This is a genomic window from Microbacterium sp. Z11_20 (assembly GCF_057197605.1).
On sequence record NZ_JBXVOQ010000005.1, the window covers coordinates 372,083 to 391,476 of the forward strand.

Sequence of the window (19,394 nt, forward strand, 5' to 3'; positions counted from 1 at the left end):
CGACTGCACGCAGTGTCTGCATGTCTGGTCATGAGCGCGGGCGCCCGCCGGGGCGCCCCTCCTCTCAGAGATCGAAGAAGCCGCCGAACGGCACGTCGTCGTCTCCCGTGTCGCGCGCGTCGAACTGGACGGTCTGAACCGACATCACGACTTCCGTGCGGGCCGAGACGAGAACAGCAACCGACCGGTTGCCCACCACGACGAAGTCGACGAAGCGGCCGCCGTCGCGGGACGCTTCCTCCATCGCGAGGCGCAACTCGTCGAGGTCCTGGCCCTGTGCAAGCAGATAGCTCTCACCGTTGACCGTCAATTCGGTCCGCACCATCGTCTGAGTCTCGGTCACCCGCATCACCCTAAACTAGACGATCTGGGCGGTGCAGGTACTTGCCGGGGCCAGCGCGCCCATATAACAGGCCGCACCGCGGCGGCCCAGTGGGCGCGGACGGCGTTAGAGCGCGCTGTCAACCCCTTCACGGTTTGCTGGGGGATCGGGCCACAGTAGCCCGCGTGAAACACATCACATTTGCCGACAAGACGATGTTCGTGGACGACGAGACCGCGGATTGCCTGACGGAGTACGCCGCGCTCCTCGGCACGGAGAACATCGCCGACACGGTGACCCTCCACGTGATGGGGCAGGACGGCAACGAGAGCGAGGCCACGTTCGTGCTCAACCCCGCGACGAACCTGGTGGCCGAGTCCACCAACTTTCAGGGCCGACTGCCGGGCAACGAGGAGGCGCTGGCCTATATGAGGGAGCGCATCTCCCAGCTTCGTAATCCCCCCTCGCCGGGATTCGACGACGGACCACACCTCGTCGATATGGACGACGAGGAGATCGCGTAGGGGCGACGGGCGCCGCTCCCGAGGTACACCGGGCGAGCCCTCTCCCGCAGCGGAGACGAGGCGTAAGCTCCTTGCACCGGATCATCCTGGAGCAGACGCGATCTTGAGCGCACCTCCCGCCGTCCTCGGCGGCTGCCGGCAACGAAAGGGGGGAGTATGGGCCATCTCATCTACGGCGTGGCGCCCGCCATCGGCATCGACGACTGGGGGCTTCGGCATCTTCAGTCCGTCATGCTCACACGGCTGCGCCGCAACGAGAGCTTCAGCTTCAGCTGGGACGACGAACCAGATGTCGACGGAGATGCCGCCGTCCCGGAAACCGGGCGTTACGGCACCGTGTGGATATCGAAAAGTTCATCCCTCTACTTCAGTTATGACCGGCCTCGCGATCGCCCGCTGAATCGGCGATGGCTCGCACTCCTGGCCGACTCGGCGAACAGTGCACAGGGTCTCCGGCTCATTCCGGAGCCGGCGAACGACGCGCCGCCGAGACCGTAGCGGGGCATGACCGCGGGCGTGCTTGACAGGCGTTCGCGGGGCGAGGACCGTGGTGAGGGATGCGGCATGCTGGCAGGCGTGGGCCTTTCGTGTCCGACCCCGGATCATCCAACGCCTGAGCGTGTCTGACCGGAGGGTCAGATGGGTACGTTCACCTACGACAACACCGCCAAGATCGATCTGGACGACCGGCTCCTCGCGCACCTGCAGGTCGTGATCGGCACCAAGCTCCGCCGACAGGAAAGCTTCTTCTTCACCTGGAAGGAAGATGTCAGCGTGGGTGGGGGCCGCCGCTCCGTGTGGCTCAATCCCGCGACAGCGTTGCAGTTCAAGTACAGCGGCAGCCGCAGCCCTCAGATGAGCCGACCGTGGCTGGACGCGCTCGCGTACACCGCCAATCAGCCCACCGGGCTGTACATCATCCGCGAACCGCAGGAGGTGCCGTCTACGGCCCTGCAGAACGAGGATTCGCTGGTCTAGCCGTACTCGGTCATGGCGTGGGTGTCGTGCGGGTGATCGGAGTTCGGCTGCTGCGTGCGGGGAGGGGATCAGCCGAACAATAGGATGTGCGCGACTACACCCGCGCGCCCTCGAGCGTGAGCCGCGCGCTGTGTCACCCGCGCGCCGCGCACGACAGGACGGAGGACGCATCGATGTCGTCACACACCACGATCATCACCGGAGGGGTCGGAGGCATCGGGGCCGCCACGGCGTTACGCCTGCTCACCGATGACGAGCGCCGCCACGTCGCGCTCGTGGACCGGACCATCCCCTCGCTGCCGGAGGAGCTCCGCCCCTTCCAGGACCGCCTCGGGCTCTTCGAGTGCGATGTGACGGACCCGGCAGCCGTCGCCTCTGCCGCCGAGCGGATCGGGCGCGACACGCCACCCGTCGACGGCCTCGTCAACGGTGCGGGCATCGTCCGCAACGACGACAGCATCAGCATCGATATCTCCGACTTCCGCGCGGTGATGGCCGTCCACGTCGACGGCACGATGCTGTGGTGCCAGCAGGTCGCTCGAATGCTCGACGGGCGACCCGGTTCGATCGTCAACATCGGATCGATTGCCGGCCAGTTCGGGCATCCGCGTCGTGTCGCCTACGGAGCCGCCAAAGCCGCGGTCCATTCGATCACGAAGACCCTCGCCGTGGAGTGGGCCCAGCGCGGAATTCGAGTCAACGCCGTCACGCCGGGCTACATCGCCACGCCGATGTTGCAAGAGGTGGAGCGCATCGGATTGGTCGACGCATCCGTAGGCGCCTCATGGACGGCGATGAAGCGGCTGGGCGCCCCGGAAGAGGTCGCCGCCGCCATCGCCTTCCTCCTCAGTGCAGACGCGAGCTTCGTCACCGGTCACATTCTCAACGTCGACGGAGGGTTCGCGGTCCTGAAGGCGGAGTAACCCCGGGTCGCCTCGGTGCGCGCCGGCCGGCGTTCACGCGTCGATCTCGGTCATGCCCGATTCGTCGAAACGATCCCCCGTGGGCGCGGGCAAGGCGTTCAGCCGTTCGAGCTGAGCAGCCGACAGCGACAGGGCATCGGCGGCGACGTTCTCCGCCACCCGGTCGGCACGGGTGGTGCCGGGGATGGGCGCGATGCCCTCGCCTTGGGCGAGCAGCCAGGCCAGCGCCACCTGCGCCGGCGTCGCATCGAGTTCATCGGCGATGTCTCGTACCTCGTCCACGATCCGGAGGTTGCGCTCGAGGTTCCCGCCCGTGAAGCGAGGGTTGGTGCGTCTCCAGTCGTCCGCGTCGAGTTCATCCAGCGAACGGATGCGGCCGGTCAGGAAGCCGTGACCGAGCGGCGCGTACGGCACCAACCCGATTCCGAGTTCGCGCAGGGTCGGCAGCACATCGGACTCGACATCCCGCGTCCAGAGGGAGTACTCGGTCTGGACGGCCGCGAGGGGATGCACCGCGTGCGCGCGACGGATGGTCGCCGCGCTCGCCTCGGACAGGCCGATGAAGCGCACCTTTCCCTCGGTGACGAGTTCGGCCAGCGCCCCGATCGTGTCTTCGATCGCGGTGTTCGGGTCGATGCGATGCTGGTAGTACAGGTCGACGGAGTCGGTGCCGAGGCGGCGCAGGGATCCTTCGATCGCCGCGCGGACGTTGGCGGGGCTGCTGTCTCGTCCCGGGCGCCCGGTGTGGGAGATGTGGCCGAACTTCGTGGCGAGCACGACCTCGTCGCGTCGACCGCGGATGGCGCGCCCCACGAGCTCCTCGTTGACATAGGGGCCGTAGACCTCGGCGGTGTCGAGGTGAGTCACACCGAGGTCCAGTGCGTGCCGGATGGTGCGGAGGGATTCGGACTCCGCTTGGCCGGCGCCGGTGTAGAACGCCGACATCCCCATGGCTCCGAAGCCGATACGGGACACGGTCAGGGCTCCGAGGTTCGTGGTCTTCATAGGGTCACCCCCTCAGTCGGCCGGCCGAAGCGGACCGTCGACGCGATAGGAGTGGCGACGCGCGCTATGAGATTGTCCGACATGGACTTCTCCTTCTTCTGTTGACGGGATGCGGCCGGGGCTCCGCCCTCAACGCATGGTGGACCCGCCGTCGACGACGAGCACCTGTCCGGTGAGCGCCTGGGCGCCCTCGGAGGCGAGGAAGGCGACCGCGTGCGCGGTGTCTTCGGGGACGAGCGGGCGCTTCATCGCCTGCGTGGCGACCACGGCCTCGATCTGGGCGGAATCGTTCACGCTGCGGGCGATCGGGGTGTCGGTGAGTCCCGGCGCGACGGCGGTGACAGCGATCCCATCGCCGCCCAGTTCCATCGCCAGGGTGCGCACGATGCCCATCATGGCCCCCTTGCTGGCCACGTAGGGGAGGAATTCTCCGCCGGGCGGTGACCACAACGTGTCGGAGGCGATGAATATGATCCGGCCGAACTTCCGCTCGATCATCCCCGGCGTGAAGGCCTGCGCCAGCCACAGCGGCGCCTCGACGTTCACGGCCTGGACGGCGCGCCAGCGATCCGCGGTCAGCTCGTGCAGATGCATCTGATCGATCACCGCGGCGGAGTGCACCAGCACGTCGACGCGTCCGTAGCGCTCGAGCACGGCCGCGGCGGTGCTTCGCGTCGCCTCCTCGGTGGTCAGGTCGGCGCGGATATCGCCCCCGCGGCGGCCGAGCGCCACAGTCTGGTATCCCGATGCTTGCAGCGCGGTGGCGATCGCGTTGCCGATGGCGCCGGTGCCACCGGTGATGACGGCGATTCGTTGTTCGGTGGACATGGGGAGCCTGCTTTCTTTCACGATGAACCGCCCCCCGACGCGCTCGGCGGGAGGGTGGGTGGGATGCGACGAATCAGTGCTGTTCGTCGCTGTCGACCGTTGCGCGCGAGCGCGTGCCGGGGTCATCGGCCGGGGCCGGGATGGTCGCGCCGAGGAGCGTCAGCTTCTCCGCGGCGGGGGAACCGGCTACTGCGTGGTAGAGCACCAGCGTGATGCCCTCCGTTCCGCTGAGGGCGAGGCGCTCGCGATGCAGCTCGATCTCGCCGAGTTGCGGGTGGTCGAAGGTCACGGGAGCGCTGCGCTGCGAACCCACCCCGTGGCGGTCCCACAGGCGCCGAAAAGGCGGGCTGGCCACGGAGAGCTTCCCGACGAGATCGAGGAAGCGCGGATCGTCTGTATCGGTGCCCACCGCCTGCCGAAGGCTCGACACATAACACTGGGCAGTGCCATCCCAGTCGGTCAGCAGTTCGCGTTCCGCCGGGTCGAGGAAGACGTCGAGCAGCTGGTTGCGGCCCACGGCCAGGCGGGGGGACAGGGCGGTTGCCAGGGCGTTCGCCGCCAGGATGTCGAAGTACCGCCCCTCGATGAAGGCCGGATGCGGAAGGCTCGCGACGAGCTCCCTCGTGCTGGCGGGAACGACCTCCCTGCGCGGGCGAGAGCGGCGACGACTCGGCTTGTCCGCGACGAGTCCGAGCAGGTAGGCCATGTGGTCCTCGTCCAGTTGGAGCACGCGGGCCACGGATTCGAGCACCTGCACCGAGGGGTTCCGGTCGCGGCCGCGCTCCAGACGCAGGTAGTAGTCGACGCTGATGCCGGCGAGCATCGCGACCTCCTCGCGGCGAAGGCCCGGCACGCGCCGGTCGCCGGGGTCGCTGATCCCCACCTGGTCGGGAGTGACGAGTTCGCGGCGAGCGCGAAGGTAGTCGCCGAGAGGGTTCGACTTGTCGGTCATACCGGAACCGTAACCCGAGGTCGGACCGCGTGGGATGGCCCTGTCACGCCCTAGGCAGGTCGGGGTACTGGTCCGGGTGGGGTCGAACGCGTTCGGTGGGTATCGCACCACTTGCTCACCGATGAAAGGACACCGCATGGGCACTCCGATGAATCGTCAGATCCTTCTGGCCGCACGACCGCAGGGAAATCCCCAGCAGAGCGATTTCGAGATCGTGGAACGGCCGGTACCGGTCCCCGGCGACGGGCAGGTCCTCGTCCGCAATACGCTGCTCTCCCTCGACCCGTTCAACCGCATCCTCATGGGCAACGCCAACAGCGACCAGGCCCCCCTCGACGTCGGCGACACGATGTTCGGCTTCACCGTGGGCATCGTGGCGGAGAGCAACCACCCCGACTTCGCCGTCGGCGAGCACGTCGTCGGATTCCTCGGCACCACGGGATGGCAGGACTACGCGATCTCGGATGGCTCCGACATCCGGGTGGTTGACCCCGAGGCGGCGCCTCTGACCGCGCACCTCGGCCTCCTCGGCGTGACGGGCCTGACCGCCTGGGTGGGCCTGACCAAGATCATCCACCCCGTTCCCGGCGCGACGCTCGTCGTCACGGCAGCCGCGGGCGCTGTCGGCTCGGCCGCGGCGCAGATCGGCAAGATCCGCGGCCTTCGCGTGGTCGGGGTCGCCGGCGGCCCGGAGAAGACCCGGCACCTTCTCGACGACCTCGGCCTGGATGCCGCGGTGGACTACAAGGCGCCCGATTTCGCCGAGCAGCTCGCTCGGGCGGTGCCGGACGGCATCGACTTCCTGTACGAGAACGTGGGTGCCACGCAGTTCCCGCTGATGATGCAGCACATGAACGTCAACGGCCACGTGGCGGTGGGAGGGGTCATGTCGCAGATCACGAACACCGATCTGACGGCCGGTGCCAACGACCTGCCCGATGTGCTGCGCAAGATCTTCTACCGCAACCTGTCGGTCCACGGATTCGACGTGACGCAGTTCTACGGCTCGTACCCGGAGTTCCTCGACGACATCGCCCCGCATGTCACGGCCGGGAAGATGCACAACGAGACGCACATCATCGAGGGTCTGGAGGCGATCCCGGTTGCGTTCCCGCAGATGTTCACGGGCCGGGGCGCAGGGAAGATGATCGCCAGGATCGCCTGACCCGTCCATCCGCGCGTGCTCGCCGCAGGAGTGCCCCGCATCCCTTCGGCGAGCACGAGAGCGCAACCCTCCCGAACCCGTCCTCGCAGTGTGGGGATGTGGTGCGGCGCCCCTGTCATATCATTGCGAAATGAGCGGCTTACCGGCGTCGCGTGTGGAGCCGATCACCACCGTGGGCGCACGGTGGCAGACTCGCGAGCGCGCAATGCCGCGGGACGAGATGATGGCCTTCGCCCAAGCGTGGGATCCGCTCCCCGCACATGTCGATGAGGAAGCCGCGGGCAAAACGAGGTTTGGGGGCATCATCGCAAGCGGGCTGTACACGCTGGCGGTCTACCAGTCTCTGGTGTCCGATGACGTTCTGCACGGACAGCCGATCGTTGCCGCGAGGGCTCTCAATTCCGTAAAGTTCCTTCGTCCCGCCATGCCGGAGGATGTCGTCCATGCAGAGGTCGAGGTCATGGACGTGCGGCGCGGAACGGGGGACACCGTGGATGTGACGCTGTCCGGGGCGCTTGTGCGCGGGGAGAACCATCTTCTCGAAGTCGAGGTCGCCCTCGTCCTCCGGGACGACGCCGCGACACAGGAAGGGTCGGTCCCAGACGATGAGTGACCGTGACTGAGCGCCGTCGCGTGAAGCGGGCGAGTACGTCCGAACGCGTGGCGGACGAGATTCGCGAACTCATCTTCAGCGGCAGCCTGGCCGGGGGCCAGAAGATTCCCCAGGACGCGATCGCGGAGCAGCTGGGCATCAGCAGGCTGCCCGTGCGTGAGGCCCTGATCGCCCTGGAAGCCGACGGCCTCGTCTATACGGAGCAGCATCGGGGAACCTTCGTTGCCGTGTTCACGCCCGAAGACCTTCGAGACCACTACACGGTCTGCGGACTGGTCCACGGCTTGGCGGCCTCGCGCGCGGCGACGGAGATGACGGAGGAGGACCTCGCAGAACTGCGCCGCCTGCACAACGAGATGTCGGTGGAGGAAGACCCCGGGCGGCTCTACGATCTGCACTGGCGGTTTCATCAGCTCATCAACCGGGTCGGGGGGACGCGGCGGCTGCGCGCCATCCTGCAGCAGCTCTCCCACAACCTCCCGCGCAGCCTGTTCACCGCCATCTCGCCGCGCGATGTGGACGCGGCGGCGGCGCACTCGGAGCTGATCCGGGCGCTCGAGCTCCGGGACCCGGAACGGGCAGCCGGCCTCACGCGCCGCCACTTGGAGGTCGAGGCTGACCTCGTGATCGAGCGGCTCGCTCGGGAGGGGCTATGGCGCGCGCCTCTGCCCTCTTGACACCATGTCTGATATTTGATCAAATATCAGACATGACGACGACGTCTCTCGGATCCGGCCGTAAAGGGGCGGCGATGCGCCCACTGGCATCCGACATCGGCTTCACAGAGGGTCCGATCTGGACCGGGGACGCGGTCATCGTCACGAGTATCACCCGGGCCCAGCTCTACCGAGTCGGTCTCGACGGCACGGGCGCTTCCCCCGGGCCCGAGGTCGGGGGCGGACCGAACGGCCTTGCCGTCGACCCGGAAACGGGGACGATCTGGATCGCACAGAATGGGCGCGTCCACATGCCCCCGCGAGCGAGTGTGACGCCCCGCATCGCCGGAATCCAGATGGTCAGCCAAGGAGCGCTTCAGCAACCCCTGGTCGTCTCCACCGGCGCGCCGAACGACTGCGCCATCGGCCCCGACGGGAGGCTGTGGTTCACTGAGCCGAACGGCGACCCGCACGGTTCGAACAAGCGCAATGGCCGCGTGCAGGCGTGGGATCCGCGCACAGCGCAGCTCGAGACACAGCTGGTGACTGACGGGTATCCGAATGGGCTCGCCTTCGGTCCGGGCGGCCGGTCCCTGTACGTCGCGGAAACGCGCTACGGAAGAGTTCGTCATTTCGCCCTCGGCGACGGTCCCCTCGAGGAGATCGGCACGATCACCATGGACCACGGTTACCCTGACGGCCTGGCCATCACCGCGGACGGGGAGGTCCTGGTCGCGGGGACGTCTTCGGGCGCCGTCGACATTTACGACGCCGACGGCGCCTTCGTTGAAAGCCTCCACTTCGGTGGGGGCTCCATGCCGACGAACCTCTGCTTCGCCGGGACGGATCTGGACCAGCTCGTGGTGACGTTGGCCAAGGGAGGCCGCGTGGTCGCCCTCGACGTGGAGCGTCGAGGTCTTGCACTCTCCTTCTCTCTGGGACTCTGACAACGCGGACGGACGGATCATGGAACCGAAGCTTGCGACCACGTTCGGGGGGATGCTCCGCGACGCCGCATCGGCTTGGCCCGACCGGCCGGCGGTCATCTTCGAAGACCGCGAGTTCACCTTCCGCGAGTTCGATGCCGCCGTGGATGAATGGGCCCGGGCCCTGATGGCCGCCGACATCCGGCCGGGTGAGCGCGTCGCGGTGCTCGCACCCAACCGTCCCGAGTGGCTGCTGGCCTCCTTCGCTGCAGCGCGGATCGGGGCAGTGGTGACCGCACTCAACACCTGGCACAAGTCCGACGAGCTGGCATCGGCGATCGATCGCTCGAAGTCGGTGGCGATTCTCGCAGCCGACCGGCTCCGCAACCAGGACTTCACAGCCATGCTCGAGGAGATCCTCCCTCACCGCTCGTCCGTGCGGTTGACCGTGGCAATGGGGGAGCGGGGGCCCGCCGCATCGCTTCCTCTGACGGAGTTCCTCCGACGCGGGGACGCCGTGGAAGCTGCCGCGCTGGCCGAGCGAGAGCGGGCCGTCGACGGCGACAGCGACCTCTTCATCCTGTTCACCTCTGGAAGCACGGCACAGCCCAAAGGCGTCATCACCAGACACGACTACACCGTCCGCAACGACTACTGGATCGGGGAGCGGCAGGGGCTCAACGCCGAGGACCGTCTGTGGCTGGTTGTTCCTCTCTTCTACGCGTTCGCCGCCGCCAACGCGATCGCCGCCTGCTGGACGCACGGCACGGCGCTCGTCCTGGAGGAGGCGTTCGACGCCGACCAGGCCCTCGACACGATGGAGCGCACGAACGCGACGGCGTACTACGGGCTCGGGAACATGACGCGGGCGCTGATCAAGGCCCAGCGAGAGCGGCCCAGGCGTCTGGCGCTGCGGAAAGGGCTGACGGGGTACTCGCGGGAGGACAAGCGTCTGGCCATCGAGGATCTCGGCGTCACGGAGATCTGCGGCATCTACGGGCTGAGCGAGTGCCACGGTCTCTGCGCGATGTCGTCGGCGACGGACGCGGTGGATGTCCGTCTGGGAATGGACGGCACCGCCCTCCCCGGGTGGGAATTCCGGGTCGTCGACGCGGAGACGGAGAGCGAAGTGCCCGGTGGAGAGGTCGGACATCTGCTCGTACGGGGCCCCCTCAGTCCCGGCTACCTCGACGACCCTGAGGCCACGCGACAAGCCTTCACCGCGCAGGGATTCTTCCGCACGGGTGATCTGGTCCGCATCGATGCGTCGGGGGCGCTGCACTACCACTCCCGGTTGAAGGACCTCATCAAGGTGGGCGGCGTGAGCGTATCCCCGCGCGAAGTGGAATCTGTCATCCAGCGCCACCCCGCGGTGCGCCAGGCATTCGTCGTGAGTGTGCCGGATGCGGAAAAGGGTGAGGCCATCGCCGCCGTCGTCGAGCTCTTCGAAGGGGAGAGCACCCAGCCGGCCGAACTGAAGAAATTCGTCCGAGAGCACTCGGCCGGCTACAACACGCCCGCGCACGTCCTTTTCCGCGACGACGCGAGCATCCCGAAGCTGGCCAGCGGCAAGGCGTCCTTGCTGGCGCTGCGGACCGACGTCCTGGCAGAGATGGGAATCCAGGGATGAGCGCGATCTCGTACTACGAGGACTTCGAGCCGGGCCGCGTCTTCGTCCACCACTGGGGACGCACGGTCACGACAGCCGACGCAATCCTCTTCGCCACACTCACGCATCTCTACGAACCCCGTTATTTCAACGCGGAGATCGCGCGATCCGCGGGTCATGCCGTGCTCCCGGTCAGCCCCTATCTCGTGCTGGGTATCGTCATCGGCCTGTCGGTAGAGGACCTGTCGGAGTCGGGTGGCCCCTTCCTCGGGGCGGACGACGTCGTCTTCGCCGAGCCCGTCCACGTCGGCACCACACTGAGCGCCGGAAGCCGGGTCATCTCGCGGCGACCGTCCTCGTCGCGGCCGGGCTGGGGAGTCGTCGAGTGGGAGACCATCGGCGACGACGGTGACCGGGAAGTCGTGAGATTCCGACGAACCAGCCTCGTGAGGAGCCGCCATGGCCAGTGAGCGTTATTTCGAAGACTTCGCAGTGGCCGAAGTGGTCCACCATCGCAGAGGGCACACGGTCACGGAGTCGGACAACGAGATCCTGTCGTTGCTCACCATGAACACGGCCCAGACACACTTCAACCGCGCCTCCCTCGCCGACTATTTCGACGGCAGCTTCCAGCAGCTACCGCTGAGCGCGCCCGTCGCTCTCGCGATCGCGGTCGGCTTGACCAGTGAGGACATGAGCGAGCACGCACTGGCCGAAGTCTCCTGCACCAACGTACGAACGCCCACCCCGATCGTGGCCGGCGACAGCCTCATGGCCACGAGCGAAGTGCTCGAGCTCGCCGACGGTCCCGATCCCTCGAACGGCGTGCTGACCTACAGGATCACCGCGATGGTCCGCGAGCGGGAGGTCCTCACCGCCATCAGAACCGTTCTTCTCAAACGTCGAGCCGCCTTCGGAGACCTCGACGATGCACGCACACGCCAGCAGGTCCACCGCATCACCACTCTCCTCAGCGAACGCTGACGGGGGACGACCCGAACACCGCGGCAGTGTCAACGGACACGGAGCCCGCACGCATCGACAGAGAGGTCATGCATGTCCATCGAAGCCGAGATCCACACTCTCGAAACCAGCACACTCACTCCAGCCACGCGCCGCGCCGTCCGACGAACGGTCCTCGGCGGGGCCGTCGGTTCCGTCGTCGAGTTCTACGAGTTCTCCACGTATGGCGTGCTGGCCAGCACGCTCGCAGTGGTGTTCTTCCCCACCAGCGACCCGACAACCGCCCTCCTCTCCACACTCGCCGTCTTCGCGGTCGCCTTCTTCGCGCGGCCCATCGGCGGATTCTTCTGGGGTGCCCTCGGAGACCGGATCGGCCGGAAGAAGACCCTCGCGTTCACGATCATCCTCATGAGCGTCTTCACCGCCGTGATGGGGCTGACGCCGGGGTACGCGGCGATCGGGATCTTCGCCCCCATCGTGCTCATCGTCCTGCGTTTCCTGCAGGGCGTGTCGGCCGGGGGCGAGGTCTCCGGCGCCGTCTCGTTCGTCGCGGAACACTCCCCGGCCAACCGCCGGGGGTTCAACGTGGGGATGATCACGGTGGGTGCCGGCTTCGGCACCCTCCTCGGCACCGTCGTCCCGAGCATCATGCTGCTCACCCTCACGCCCGAGCAGATGGTCGAGTGGGGATGGCGGATTCCCCTCCTCATCGCGCTGCCGCTGGGCATCATCGGCCTCTATATCCGTCGCCGGCTCGATGAAACGCCCTACTTCAAAGCCCTCGCGAAGGAAAGCCGGCGCTCGGAGAACCCGCTGAAGACCGCCCTCACGGGCCGGGCACAATGGCGGCTGCTGGCGATCGCATTCTTCCTCACGTCGCTCAACGCCGCCTCGTTCTACATGCTCGCCGGGTATCTGCCGAGCTTCGCGACGGCGAGCCTGAATCTGACGGGATTCCAGGCGCTGGCACCAGCCGTCATCGCCGTCGCCTGCGCCATCCTCGCAGAGGTCGTCGCCGCGTGGCTCTCCGACAAGGTCGGCCGGAAACCCGTGCTCATCACCGCTGCCGTCGGCCAGCTCCTGCTGGCACTTCCCTGCTTCCTGTTGATCTCGACCGGACAGTTCGGCTTGATCGTTGTCGGGCTGATCCTGCTCAGCGTCCCCATCGGGGGGTACGCCGGCGTGACGAACCCCGCGCTCAGCGAGCTCTTCCCCACCAACGTGAGGGTCACTGGTCACGGAATCACCTACAACATGGCCGTGGCGGTTTTCGGCGGATCCGCGCCGTATCTGCTTATCTGGCTGGGAGCCGTCACGGGAAGCACCCTGGTAGGTGCCTTCTACCTCATCGCGCTTGCGATCGTCGCTATCCCCGCTGTCCTGGTCATGCGGGAGCGCTCGGGGCAGCCCCTGCAATCATGACGAGCGCCTCATCCGCCGCGCGGCCCGAGGGTGAGCGAGGGCACGGCGGCGACTTCAACGGGATCAGAGCGATCGTGACGGGCGGAGCATCCGGAATCGGACTCGCCGTCGTGGAAGACCTGCGCCGTCGGGGCGCCGAGGTCGCCGCGCTGGACGTCGACTGCTCCGGTGTGCCCGACCACGTTCTCGCGATCGGCGCCGACGTGACCGACGACGGCGCTGTCCGAGCCGGCGTCGAACGCGCCGCGCGGAGTCTCGGGGGCATCGACGTCCTGATCAACAACGCCGGAATCGTCGCCACCGGTTCGGTCGAGGACAACGGCGACGAGGAGTGGGCGCACCTCCTGGATGTCAACGTCACCGGCATGGCTCGGACCACGCGAGCGAGCCTGCCGTTCCTCAGACGCTCGCGTCACGGCGCGATCGTGAACATGTCGTCAGTCGCGGCACGCAACGGACTTCCGAATCGCGTGCTCTACAGCGCAAGCAAGGGCGCTGTGATCTCGCTCACCCTGGCCCTCGCGGTGGACCTGATCTCCGACCGAATCCGTGTGAACGCCGTCTGCCCCGGCACCGTGGACACGCCATTCCTCGACAAGCTCCTCGTCGGCGCCGCAGACCCCGCAGCGGAAAAGCGTTCGCTCCACGGTCGCAACCCCATTCGCCGGCTGATCTCCGCCGAAGAGACGGCCAACGCGGTGCTCTACCTCGCGTCGCCGATGAGCGCCTCGACGACGGGAACCATCCTGGACGTGGACGGGGGGGTGACGACCTTGCGCACACCCCATCGCTGACGCCGCTTCGAAAGCCGCATCGCGGCCCCCCGCATAAAAAGTTGCTCAAACAAGGAATGCGCGGGCGTATACGTTGTTCGAACAAGTAACGGCCCTGCCCTCGGGTCGCGAAAAGGAGAACAATGACCACGTCAGATTCCGGCACGCAGACCGTTTCCGCGTTCGAGCCGGTCACGGTCGGCCGCCTTCAGCTGCGCAACCGCATCGCGATGGCACCCATGACCCGCAGCCGCGCCGTCGGAACCACGGCCACGAACGACATGGCCGAGTACTACGCGCAGCGCGCCGGTGCCGGGCTCATCATCACCGAGGGCATCCAACCCAGCGCCGTCGGGCAGGGGTACCCCGATACCCCGGGGCTGCATTCTCCCGAGCAGGTCGCGTCGTGGCGCGCCGTCACCGACCGCGTTCACGCGGAAGGCGGTGTCATCGTGGCTCAGCTCATGCACACCGGCCGCATCGGACATCCGGCCACCACGGATGCTGTCGGCAACAAGGGTCTCGTCCCCGTCGGCCCGTCCGCGGTGAAGGCCGCCGGCCAGATCTTCACTCCCGCAGGGATGAAGGATTACGTCGTGCCCGTGGCGCTGACCGAGGGCGACATCCAGACCACGATCCAGGACTTCGTCGCCGCCGCTCGCAACGCCGTCGCCGCCGGCTTCGACGCCGTCGAGATCCACGGTGCCAACGGATACCTCCTGCACCAGTTCCTGGCCCCGAACGCCAATCAGCGCAGCGACCGGTGGGGCGGCAGCGTGGAGAACCGCATCCGCCTGACCGTCGAGATCGCCCGCGCGGTCTCGAAGGCGATCGGTTCCGACCGCACGGGTCTCCGAATCTCCCCCCACAACGGCCTGGGCGACACCGTCGAGACCGACTACCGCGACGTGTATCCGGCGCTGGTCACGAGCCTGCGAGCGCTGAACCTGGCGTTCCTGCACCTCGTCGAGGCGGGAGACCCGAGTTTCACCGCCACGGTGCGCGAGCTCTGGGACGGCGCCCTCATCCTCAACTCCGCCGCAGCCGACCCGCTGACACATCCGCAGCGCGTCGAGCTGGTCGCCGACGGGGCAGCGGACCTCGTGTCGTTCGCGCGCCTCTTCATCGCCAACCCCGACCTGGTCGAGCGGCTCGCCCGGGGCGCTGAGATCGCTCTTCCCGATCTCAGCAAGGCGTACGGCGGCGGCAGTGCCGGGTACACGGATTACCCCCGCTCCGCCGAGACCGCGGCGGTCCGCTGACCCTCATCCGGAAAGGAAACCGGCAAGGCGTCACGGTCATGACCTGACGCGGAAGGAATCGACATGTCCGAATTCAACGAGCGGGTCATCGCTCATTTCCGGCAGAGCAACGGCGTTGTGGGAGCCTGGGGCGACCGGCTGGTGCTGATCCATCATCGGGGTGTGCGCACCGGCCTCGCCCGCATCAACCCCGCGATGTCGGTGCGAGACGGCGGGACGTGGATGGTGGTCGGATCGGCCATGGGAGCTCCGAGCGACCCTGCCTGGGTCGGGAATCTCCGCGCGCATCCGCGCACCGTGATCGAGGTCGCCGAGGCCGACGGCATCAGCGAGGTGCCCGTGACCGCGCAGGAACTCAGCGGCACCGAAAGGGAGAGGGCGTTCGCTCGCTTCGTTCGGATGGCGCCTTCCTTTGGCCAGTACCAGGCGAACGCAGGCCGGCTCCTGCCGGTGATCCGGTTCGTGCCCCGATCGCCCTCCGCGTGATCGCGAGACAGGAGGGCGACTCGCGCTCGTTGAGCAGGGCCGGGCCCGGGCTGGTCGGGTTCCGGCGCTCAACGGCCTACGCTGTGGATGTCGTCGACCAAAGGATCCGCCATGTCTTCCCCCAGCGAGCACTCGTCCGAGCAGCGCATTCCGGCGTCGGATGAGCCGGCCGTTCCCGAGTTGGAGCTTGACGAGACCATCGCGCCGCGGCCGGAGGAGGAAGTCGCCGACGTCCTTCGTGCGGAACCGGACACCCGCGATCACAGCGGGCACTCCGACTGACGTCCCCTCAGCCGCGTCTCATCCAGTCTCTTCGGCGCTGCCTTGCTGGGCGGCGCCGTATTGGGCGATCCGCTCCCGGAGGCCCGCCACAAGGGTCTCGAGACTGAACGACCACGCCAGGGTGGGGTCGTAGTCCTTGAGCGCGTGAAACTGGGGGAAGTTCTCCGGTGGGAGGTCTTCCATCCCCGTTTCCGGGAGCTCCCCCCGGGCCAGCATGCTGCGCTCGGCGCCCACCATCAGCGCGGGGAACACCGCTGCCTTGACCGCGCTGTAGGCATCCCCGGGGGAAAGCCCTGCAGCGGCGAAGGCGGCCATGGCGGCCTCGAACGAGGCGGCAGCGCGCACACCCTGCACCGGCCGGCGCGATAGTGCCGCGAAGGCGCCCGGATGCTGGGTGGCCAGATCGCTCATCGCCGAGAAGAACGTGCGGACCCACTCCTCCCAGTGCACGGGCGTCGCGGGCAGGTGTGCTCGCTCCAGCAGCGAATCGACGATCCCGTCGGTGATGGCGTCCCGGGTCTCGACGTGGTTGTACAGCGACGTGACGTGCACACCGAGTTCGCCGGCGATCCGGCGCAGGGTCACCGCGTCCAATCCCTCGCGATCGGCCATGGCGACCGCGCAGTCCAGGATCCGCTCTCGCGTCAGTGCCGCCACCGGATGAGCATAACGTCGTTGACAGGGACACCTACAGTGTAGGTATGCTGTACCTACACTGTAGGTCTACCCATGAGGAGCCGAAATGTTCGCGTCACAGGAACTGGAACAGAAGCTCACCGAGCTGATCACGAAGCACAACGTCCCCGGCGCGCAGCTGGCGGTGCTGGACGGAGACACGGTGACCGAGGTCGCTGCGGGCGTGCTCAGCGTGCGCACGGGGCTCGCCGTGACCGCCGACTCGCTCTTCCTTCCCGGCTCGATCGGCAAGCTCTACACCGCGACGCTCATCATGATGCTGGTGGAGGAAGGCAGGCTCGACCTGGACGCCCCGATCCGCACCTACCTGCCGGACTTCGAGGTGGCAGACCAGCGAGCCCGCGACCAAGTGACTCCGCGCGACCTCCTCACCCACACCAGCGGCTTCGACGGCGATCACTTCACCGACACCGGCCGCGGCGACGACGCGCTCGCCGCCTACGTCGCCGGATGCGCCGACCTGCCGCAGATCGCCGCCCCCGGTGCGATCTGGAGCTACAGCAACAGCGGTTACTCGATCCTCGGGCGGATCGTGGAAGTCCTCATGGGAACGACCTTCGAGCAGGCGCTGCGCGATCGGATCTTCACGCCGCTCGGACTCGAGCACACCGTGTCGTTCGCGGACGAGGCGATCGTCCACCCCACCGCCGTGGGACACGTGCCCGACCCGAACGATCCCTCGACGCCGGTGGTGAGCCCGACGTGGGGACTGTGGCGCGCGTTCGGGCCGATGGGCTCGGCCGTCGTGGCATCCGCCGGCGACGTGCTCGCGTTCGCCAGGATGCATCTGGACGGCGGGGTGGCGCCCGACGGCGCCCGGCTGCTGGACGGGGCTCTGGCCGCGAGCATGCTCGAGCAGCAGGTCGAGCTGGTTGACGACTCCGTGCTCGGGCAGGGCTGGGGCCTGGGCTGGATCCTGGACCAGTGGGGTGATGTCCGTGTCATCGGCCATGACGGCAACTCCATCGGACAGAACGCCTTCATGCGCGTGGCCCCCGAGCAGCGCTTCGGATTCTGCCTGCAGACCAACGTGGAAAGCGCGCTGGGGATGTACCGCGAGCTCGCCGGCTGGTTGTTCGGGCGCCGCCTGGGCGTCGGCCCGCGCCCCGACCCTGCAGCGCTCGACGACGAACGGGTGACCCAGCCCGACCGATACACCGGCACCTACGAGCGGGAGGGGCTGAGCTTCCAGATCTCCGCGGACGAGGAGGGCCGCCTGCGGGCCACCGTGACGCCCTCGCACGGGGTCGCGCAAGACCAGGGCTGGCCGCCGATGGTCGACCTGCCCCTGGAGCCGGTGGCGCGGGATGACTCGTTCCTCCTCAAGCTCCCCATCTCCGACGAACCTCTTCTCGCCGTGTTCTTCGATCCCGCCGGCGCAGGCGCTGAACCGACCTACCTGCACTTCGGTGGCCGGGCACACCGACGCACGGGCGTGGCGGGCTAGCCGCGACCGGGGGCCTATTGGTCCCGGTGGCCGGCGTCGTGCAGGCCGCCGCGCGTGCCATCGGCCAGCAGAGCGGCCAGTTGCGCGCGTGAGCGGATGCCGAGCTTGCGGTACACCGACGACAGCTGGGACTCCACCGTGCGCCGGCTGGTGAACCCGGCAGTCGCGATCTCGCGGCTGGAAGCGCCCGCCGCAGCAGCACGTGCGACCTCGCGCTCGCGAGCGGTCAGGACCGCCAGGCGCCCGTCGGACGACGCGGATGCGAGCGCTGTCGCGATGAGCTTGCCGATCGCCACATCCCCCGTGCGCCGCACCAGCACCTCGGCCCGCTCGAGGGCGCGTCGGGCCTGAGCTGCGTGTCCCGCCGCGGTATGGGCGCGCCCGAGGGCCAGCAGCGTCAGGGCGTGCTGGTCGGGGAATCCCGCGCCGGCGAGGATCGCCGCTGACGCCTCCAACCGGGAGACGGACGCCTCGATGACCCCGCGGATGCGCTCAGCGACGCCCGTGAGAAGCGGCCGTTCGTCCCGTGCGAGATCGTCGAGGCGGTCGGCGATCCGCGTGGCTTCGACCGTGTCGCCGAGCTCGGCCGAGGCGTGGGCGAGATCGAAGTCGATCCACAGGCGTCGACCGGGCTCGTGAAGCCCGAGTCTCTCCGCCATCTCCCTCGCGCGCCCCAACTGCACGTGCGCTTCGCGCCAGTCTTCGCGCATTGCGGCGGCCAGCCCGGTCAGCGCGGCCCGGGAGAACTCCCCGACGGCCTCCGAGCCTTGCAGCGTCGGCTCGAGAAGCACCGCTTGGAGCGCATCCTCGTCACCGACGCGGATGGCGAGGAGGCCCCGCGCGCGCGCCTCTGCCGGGAAGAGGGGGTCGGTGCTGTCGGTCTCGAGCGCCCTGTGGGCGGTTCCGAGCCGGCCGGCGTAGACGTCGACGGTCGCGAGGTGGGTGCGGAAGATCCTCTCGATGAACGGCTGATCCGCATCGTGCGCCTGGCGTGCCAGCGTGCGCAGCGCCGTACGCGACTGATCGAGCTCTCCTACCTGGTAGGCGTAGAAGCCGCGGTGCGCCAGCGCGCTGTCAACGGGTGCGAGGAGGTCGACGGAGGACTCCTGAGCCAGCATCTGGTCCAGCAGCTCTTCGTCGAGTCCCCTGCCCAGGTCGATTTTCGCCGTGACCACGGCCGACAGCGCGCGGTGCCGGGATACCGGAGCCGCCTCATCCAGTCGTTCGAGTGCGGACTCGGCCAGCAGGATCCGCTCTTCCGGGTCGTTGGCCGCTTCCGCACGGTACGTATCGACGATGCTCTCCGCGGCTGGGTTGCCCGAGCCGGTGGCGATCGTCTCCAGAACGCGACGCGCTTCGAACTCGCCCGCGTCGACGCTCACGGCCATGAGAAGCACGGGCAGGGCGCGGTCGAGGAGGGGAAGCGGCAGCTCTGCAGGGTTGGTGCTCTGGATGAGGGCAGCGGCCTCGCCGTGGCGGGATGCTCGGAGATAGTGCTCCGCCCGGGTGATCACCGCGGCGAGATCCTCGGTACGTCCGTCCAGGCCCATCGCCGACCAGTC

23 protein-coding genes are annotated in these 19,394 nt (G+C 68.0%); 17 read left to right on the forward strand and 6 right to left on the reverse strand.

Features of this window, described 5'->3' with window-relative positions:
* Positions 1-64 precede the first annotated feature (64 nt).
* Positions 65-343, reverse strand: a complete 279-nt coding sequence (locus tag AC2DFQ_RS14195) for a hypothetical protein (protein WP_484508047.1) — start codon at positions 341-343, stop codon at positions 65-67.
* A 164-nt stretch (positions 344-507) separates the two neighbouring features.
* Between AC2DFQ_RS14195 and AC2DFQ_RS14200 the strand changes: the two genes are divergently transcribed.
* From AC2DFQ_RS14200 to AC2DFQ_RS14215, 4 genes are all read left to right on the forward strand, one after another.
* Positions 508-846 (forward strand): hypothetical protein, encoded by a 339-nt coding sequence (locus AC2DFQ_RS14200; protein WP_484534332.1) that lies wholly within the window; start codon positions 508-510, stop codon positions 844-846.
* Between the two features lie 156 nt (positions 847-1,002).
* Positions 1,003-1,344 carry a DUF7882 family protein gene (locus AC2DFQ_RS14205; RefSeq protein WP_484508049.1) on the forward strand — a complete coding sequence of 114 codons (342 nt, stop codon included), beginning with the start codon at positions 1,003-1,005 and terminating at the stop codon, positions 1,342-1,344.
* Positions 1,345-1,485: 141 nt separating this feature from the next.
* Positions 1,486-1,824 carry a DUF7882 family protein gene (locus tag AC2DFQ_RS14210; RefSeq protein WP_484508050.1) on the forward strand — a complete coding sequence of 113 codons (339 nt, stop codon included), beginning with the start codon at positions 1,486-1,488 and terminating at the stop codon, positions 1,822-1,824.
* Positions 1,825-1,997: 173 nt separating this feature from the next.
* Entirely contained in the window at positions 1,998-2,747 is a 750-nt protein-coding gene (locus tag AC2DFQ_RS14215; protein WP_484508051.1) for an SDR family NAD(P)-dependent oxidoreductase, read from the forward strand.
* A 33-nt stretch (positions 2,748-2,780) separates the two neighbouring features.
* Here AC2DFQ_RS14215 and AC2DFQ_RS14220 read toward each other — a convergent pair whose 3' ends face one another.
* The 3 genes from AC2DFQ_RS14220 to AC2DFQ_RS14230 all read right to left on the reverse strand — a co-directional run bounded on the left by AC2DFQ_RS14220 (position 2,781) and on the right by AC2DFQ_RS14230 (position 5,532).
* On the reverse strand, positions 2,781-3,752 hold the full coding sequence (locus tag AC2DFQ_RS14220; protein ID WP_484534333.1) for an aldo/keto reductase: 972 nt from the start codon (positions 3,750-3,752) through the stop codon (positions 2,781-2,783).
* Positions 3,753-3,881: 129 nt separating this feature from the next.
* The gene (locus tag AC2DFQ_RS14225; protein WP_484534334.1) at positions 3,882-4,580 is read right to left on the reverse strand and encodes an SDR family NAD(P)-dependent oxidoreductase; all 699 of its coding nucleotides are present in this window, start codon (positions 4,578-4,580) and stop codon (positions 3,882-3,884) included.
* Between the two features lie 73 nt (positions 4,581-4,653).
* The gene (locus tag AC2DFQ_RS14230) at positions 4,654-5,532 is read right to left on the reverse strand and encodes a helix-turn-helix domain-containing protein (protein WP_484534335.1); all 879 of its coding nucleotides are present in this window, start codon (positions 5,530-5,532) and stop codon (positions 4,654-4,656) included.
* Between the two features lie 136 nt (positions 5,533-5,668).
* On the opposite strand from AC2DFQ_RS14230, the gene AC2DFQ_RS14235 reads away from it, so the two are divergent.
* The 12 genes from AC2DFQ_RS14235 (at position 5,669) to AC2DFQ_RS14290 (ending at position 15,689) form a co-directional block, all read left to right on the forward strand.
* Positions 5,669-6,697 carry an NADP-dependent oxidoreductase gene (locus AC2DFQ_RS14235; protein WP_484534336.1) on the forward strand — a complete coding sequence of 343 codons (1,029 nt, stop codon included), beginning with the start codon at positions 5,669-5,671 and terminating at the stop codon, positions 6,695-6,697.
* Between the two features lie 130 nt (positions 6,698-6,827).
* Positions 6,828-7,310, forward strand: coding sequence for a MaoC/PaaZ C-terminal domain-containing protein (locus AC2DFQ_RS14240; RefSeq protein ID WP_484534337.1), 483 nt, complete (start codon positions 6,828-6,830; stop codon positions 7,308-7,310).
* Positions 7,311-7,312: 2 nt separating this feature from the next.
* On the forward strand, positions 7,313-7,987 hold the full coding sequence (locus AC2DFQ_RS14245; RefSeq protein ID WP_484534338.1) for a GntR family transcriptional regulator: 675 nt from the start codon (positions 7,313-7,315) through the stop codon (positions 7,985-7,987).
* 32 nt (positions 7,988-8,019) lie between these two features.
* Positions 8,020-8,913, forward strand: a complete 894-nt coding sequence (locus AC2DFQ_RS14250) for an SMP-30/gluconolactonase/LRE family protein (RefSeq protein ID WP_484508058.1) — start codon at positions 8,020-8,022, stop codon at positions 8,911-8,913.
* Between the two features lie 19 nt (positions 8,914-8,932).
* Positions 8,933-10,522 (forward strand): class I adenylate-forming enzyme family protein, encoded by a 1,590-nt coding sequence (locus tag AC2DFQ_RS14255; protein WP_484508059.1) that lies wholly within the window; start codon positions 8,933-8,935, stop codon positions 10,520-10,522.
* Positions 10,519-10,971: a MaoC family dehydratase gene (locus AC2DFQ_RS14260; RefSeq protein ID WP_484508060.1), complete on the forward strand. Its 453-nt coding sequence runs from the start codon at positions 10,519-10,521 to the stop codon at positions 10,969-10,971. Before AC2DFQ_RS14255 ends, AC2DFQ_RS14260 begins: the two co-directional genes overlap by 4 nt.
* Positions 10,961-11,485, forward strand: a complete 525-nt coding sequence (locus AC2DFQ_RS14265; protein WP_484508061.1) for a MaoC family dehydratase — start codon at positions 10,961-10,963, stop codon at positions 11,483-11,485. The genes AC2DFQ_RS14260 and AC2DFQ_RS14265 overlap by 11 nt, the downstream gene beginning before the upstream one ends.
* 72 nt (positions 11,486-11,557) lie before the next feature.
* Positions 11,558-12,886 (forward strand): MFS transporter, encoded by a 1,329-nt coding sequence (locus AC2DFQ_RS14270; RefSeq protein ID WP_484508062.1) that lies wholly within the window; start codon positions 11,558-11,560, stop codon positions 12,884-12,886.
* On the forward strand, positions 12,883-13,680 hold the full coding sequence (locus AC2DFQ_RS14275) for an SDR family NAD(P)-dependent oxidoreductase (RefSeq protein ID WP_484508063.1): 798 nt from the start codon (positions 12,883-12,885) through the stop codon (positions 13,678-13,680). The genes AC2DFQ_RS14270 and AC2DFQ_RS14275 overlap by 4 nt, the downstream gene beginning before the upstream one ends.
* 122 nt (positions 13,681-13,802) lie before the next feature.
* Entirely contained in the window at positions 13,803-14,921 is a 1,119-nt protein-coding gene (locus tag AC2DFQ_RS14280; protein ID WP_484534339.1) for an alkene reductase, read from the forward strand.
* A gap of 63 nt (positions 14,922-14,984) precedes the next feature.
* Positions 14,985-15,407 (forward strand): nitroreductase/quinone reductase family protein, encoded by a 423-nt coding sequence (locus tag AC2DFQ_RS14285; RefSeq protein WP_484534340.1) that lies wholly within the window; start codon positions 14,985-14,987, stop codon positions 15,405-15,407.
* A gap of 111 nt (positions 15,408-15,518) precedes the next feature.
* Positions 15,519-15,689, forward strand: coding sequence for a hypothetical protein (locus AC2DFQ_RS14290; protein ID WP_484508066.1), 171 nt, complete (start codon positions 15,519-15,521; stop codon positions 15,687-15,689).
* Between the two features lie 18 nt (positions 15,690-15,707).
* Here AC2DFQ_RS14290 and AC2DFQ_RS14295 read toward each other — a convergent pair whose 3' ends face one another.
* On the reverse strand, positions 15,708-16,346 hold the full coding sequence (locus tag AC2DFQ_RS14295; protein WP_484508067.1) for a TetR/AcrR family transcriptional regulator: 639 nt from the start codon (positions 16,344-16,346) through the stop codon (positions 15,708-15,710).
* 85 nt (positions 16,347-16,431) lie between these two features.
* Between AC2DFQ_RS14295 and AC2DFQ_RS14300 the strand changes: the two genes are divergently transcribed.
* A complete protein-coding gene (locus AC2DFQ_RS14300; RefSeq protein WP_484508068.1) occupies positions 16,432-17,832 on the forward strand; it encodes a serine hydrolase domain-containing protein in 1,401 nt (466 codons plus the stop codon).
* Positions 17,833-17,846: 14 nt separating this feature from the next.
* Here the strand turns inward: AC2DFQ_RS14300 and AC2DFQ_RS14305 are convergent, their stop codons facing one another.
* On the reverse strand, positions 17,847-19,382 hold the full coding sequence (locus AC2DFQ_RS14305) for a LuxR C-terminal-related transcriptional regulator (RefSeq protein WP_484534341.1): 1,536 nt from the start codon (positions 19,380-19,382) through the stop codon (positions 17,847-17,849).
* Positions 19,383-19,394 lie beyond the last annotated feature (12 nt).

Bases quoted from the DNA above. Each gene is read 5' to 3' on its own strand.
- AC2DFQ_RS14235 (WP_484534336.1), top strand. From the start codon at position 5,669: ATGGGCACTCCGATGAATCGTCAGATCCTTCTGGCCGCACGACCGCAG.
- AC2DFQ_RS14270 (WP_484508062.1), top strand. From the start codon at position 11,558: ATGTCCATCGAAGCCGAGATCCACACTCTCGAAACCAGCACACTCACT.
- AC2DFQ_RS14225 (WP_484534334.1), bottom strand. From the start codon at position 4,580: ATGTCCACCGAACAACGAATCGCCGTCATCACCGGTGGCACCGGCGCC.
- AC2DFQ_RS14300 (WP_484508068.1), top strand. From the start codon at position 16,432: ATGTTCGCGTCACAGGAACTGGAACAGAAGCTCACCGAGCTGATCACG.
- AC2DFQ_RS14260 (WP_484508060.1), top strand. From the start codon at position 10,519: ATGAGCGCGATCTCGTACTACGAGGACTTCGAGCCGGGCCGCGTCTTC.
- AC2DFQ_RS14230 (WP_484534335.1), bottom strand. From the start codon at position 5,532: ATGACCGACAAGTCGAACCCTCTCGGCGACTACCTTCGCGCTCGCCGC.
- AC2DFQ_RS14285 (WP_484534340.1), top strand. From the start codon at position 14,985: ATGTCCGAATTCAACGAGCGGGTCATCGCTCATTTCCGGCAGAGCAAC.
- AC2DFQ_RS14305 (WP_484534341.1), bottom strand. From the start codon at position 19,382: ATGGGCCTGGACGGACGTACCGAGGATCTCGCCGCGGTGATCACCCGG.
- AC2DFQ_RS14210 (WP_484508050.1), top strand. From the start codon at position 1,486: ATGGGTACGTTCACCTACGACAACACCGCCAAGATCGATCTGGACGAC.
- AC2DFQ_RS14265 (WP_484508061.1), top strand. From the start codon at position 10,961: ATGGCCAGTGAGCGTTATTTCGAAGACTTCGCAGTGGCCGAAGTGGTC.
- AC2DFQ_RS14290 (WP_484508066.1), top strand. From the start codon at position 15,519: ATGTCTTCCCCCAGCGAGCACTCGTCCGAGCAGCGCATTCCGGCGTCG.
- AC2DFQ_RS14215 (WP_484508051.1), top strand. From the start codon at position 1,998: ATGTCGTCACACACCACGATCATCACCGGAGGGGTCGGAGGCATCGGG.
- AC2DFQ_RS14220 (WP_484534333.1), bottom strand. From the start codon at position 3,752: ATGAAGACCACGAACCTCGGAGCCCTGACCGTGTCCCGTATCGGCTTC.
- AC2DFQ_RS14205 (WP_484508049.1), top strand. From the start codon at position 1,003: ATGGGCCATCTCATCTACGGCGTGGCGCCCGCCATCGGCATCGACGAC.
- AC2DFQ_RS14255 (WP_484508059.1), top strand. From the start codon at position 8,933: ATGGAACCGAAGCTTGCGACCACGTTCGGGGGGATGCTCCGCGACGCC.
- AC2DFQ_RS14240 (WP_484534337.1), top strand. From the start codon at position 6,828: ATGAGCGGCTTACCGGCGTCGCGTGTGGAGCCGATCACCACCGTGGGC.
- AC2DFQ_RS14250 (WP_484508058.1), top strand. From the start codon at position 8,020: ATGACGACGACGTCTCTCGGATCCGGCCGTAAAGGGGCGGCGATGCGC.
- AC2DFQ_RS14275 (WP_484508063.1), top strand. From the start codon at position 12,883: ATGACGAGCGCCTCATCCGCCGCGCGGCCCGAGGGTGAGCGAGGGCAC.
- AC2DFQ_RS14280 (WP_484534339.1), top strand. From the start codon at position 13,803: ATGACCACGTCAGATTCCGGCACGCAGACCGTTTCCGCGTTCGAGCCG.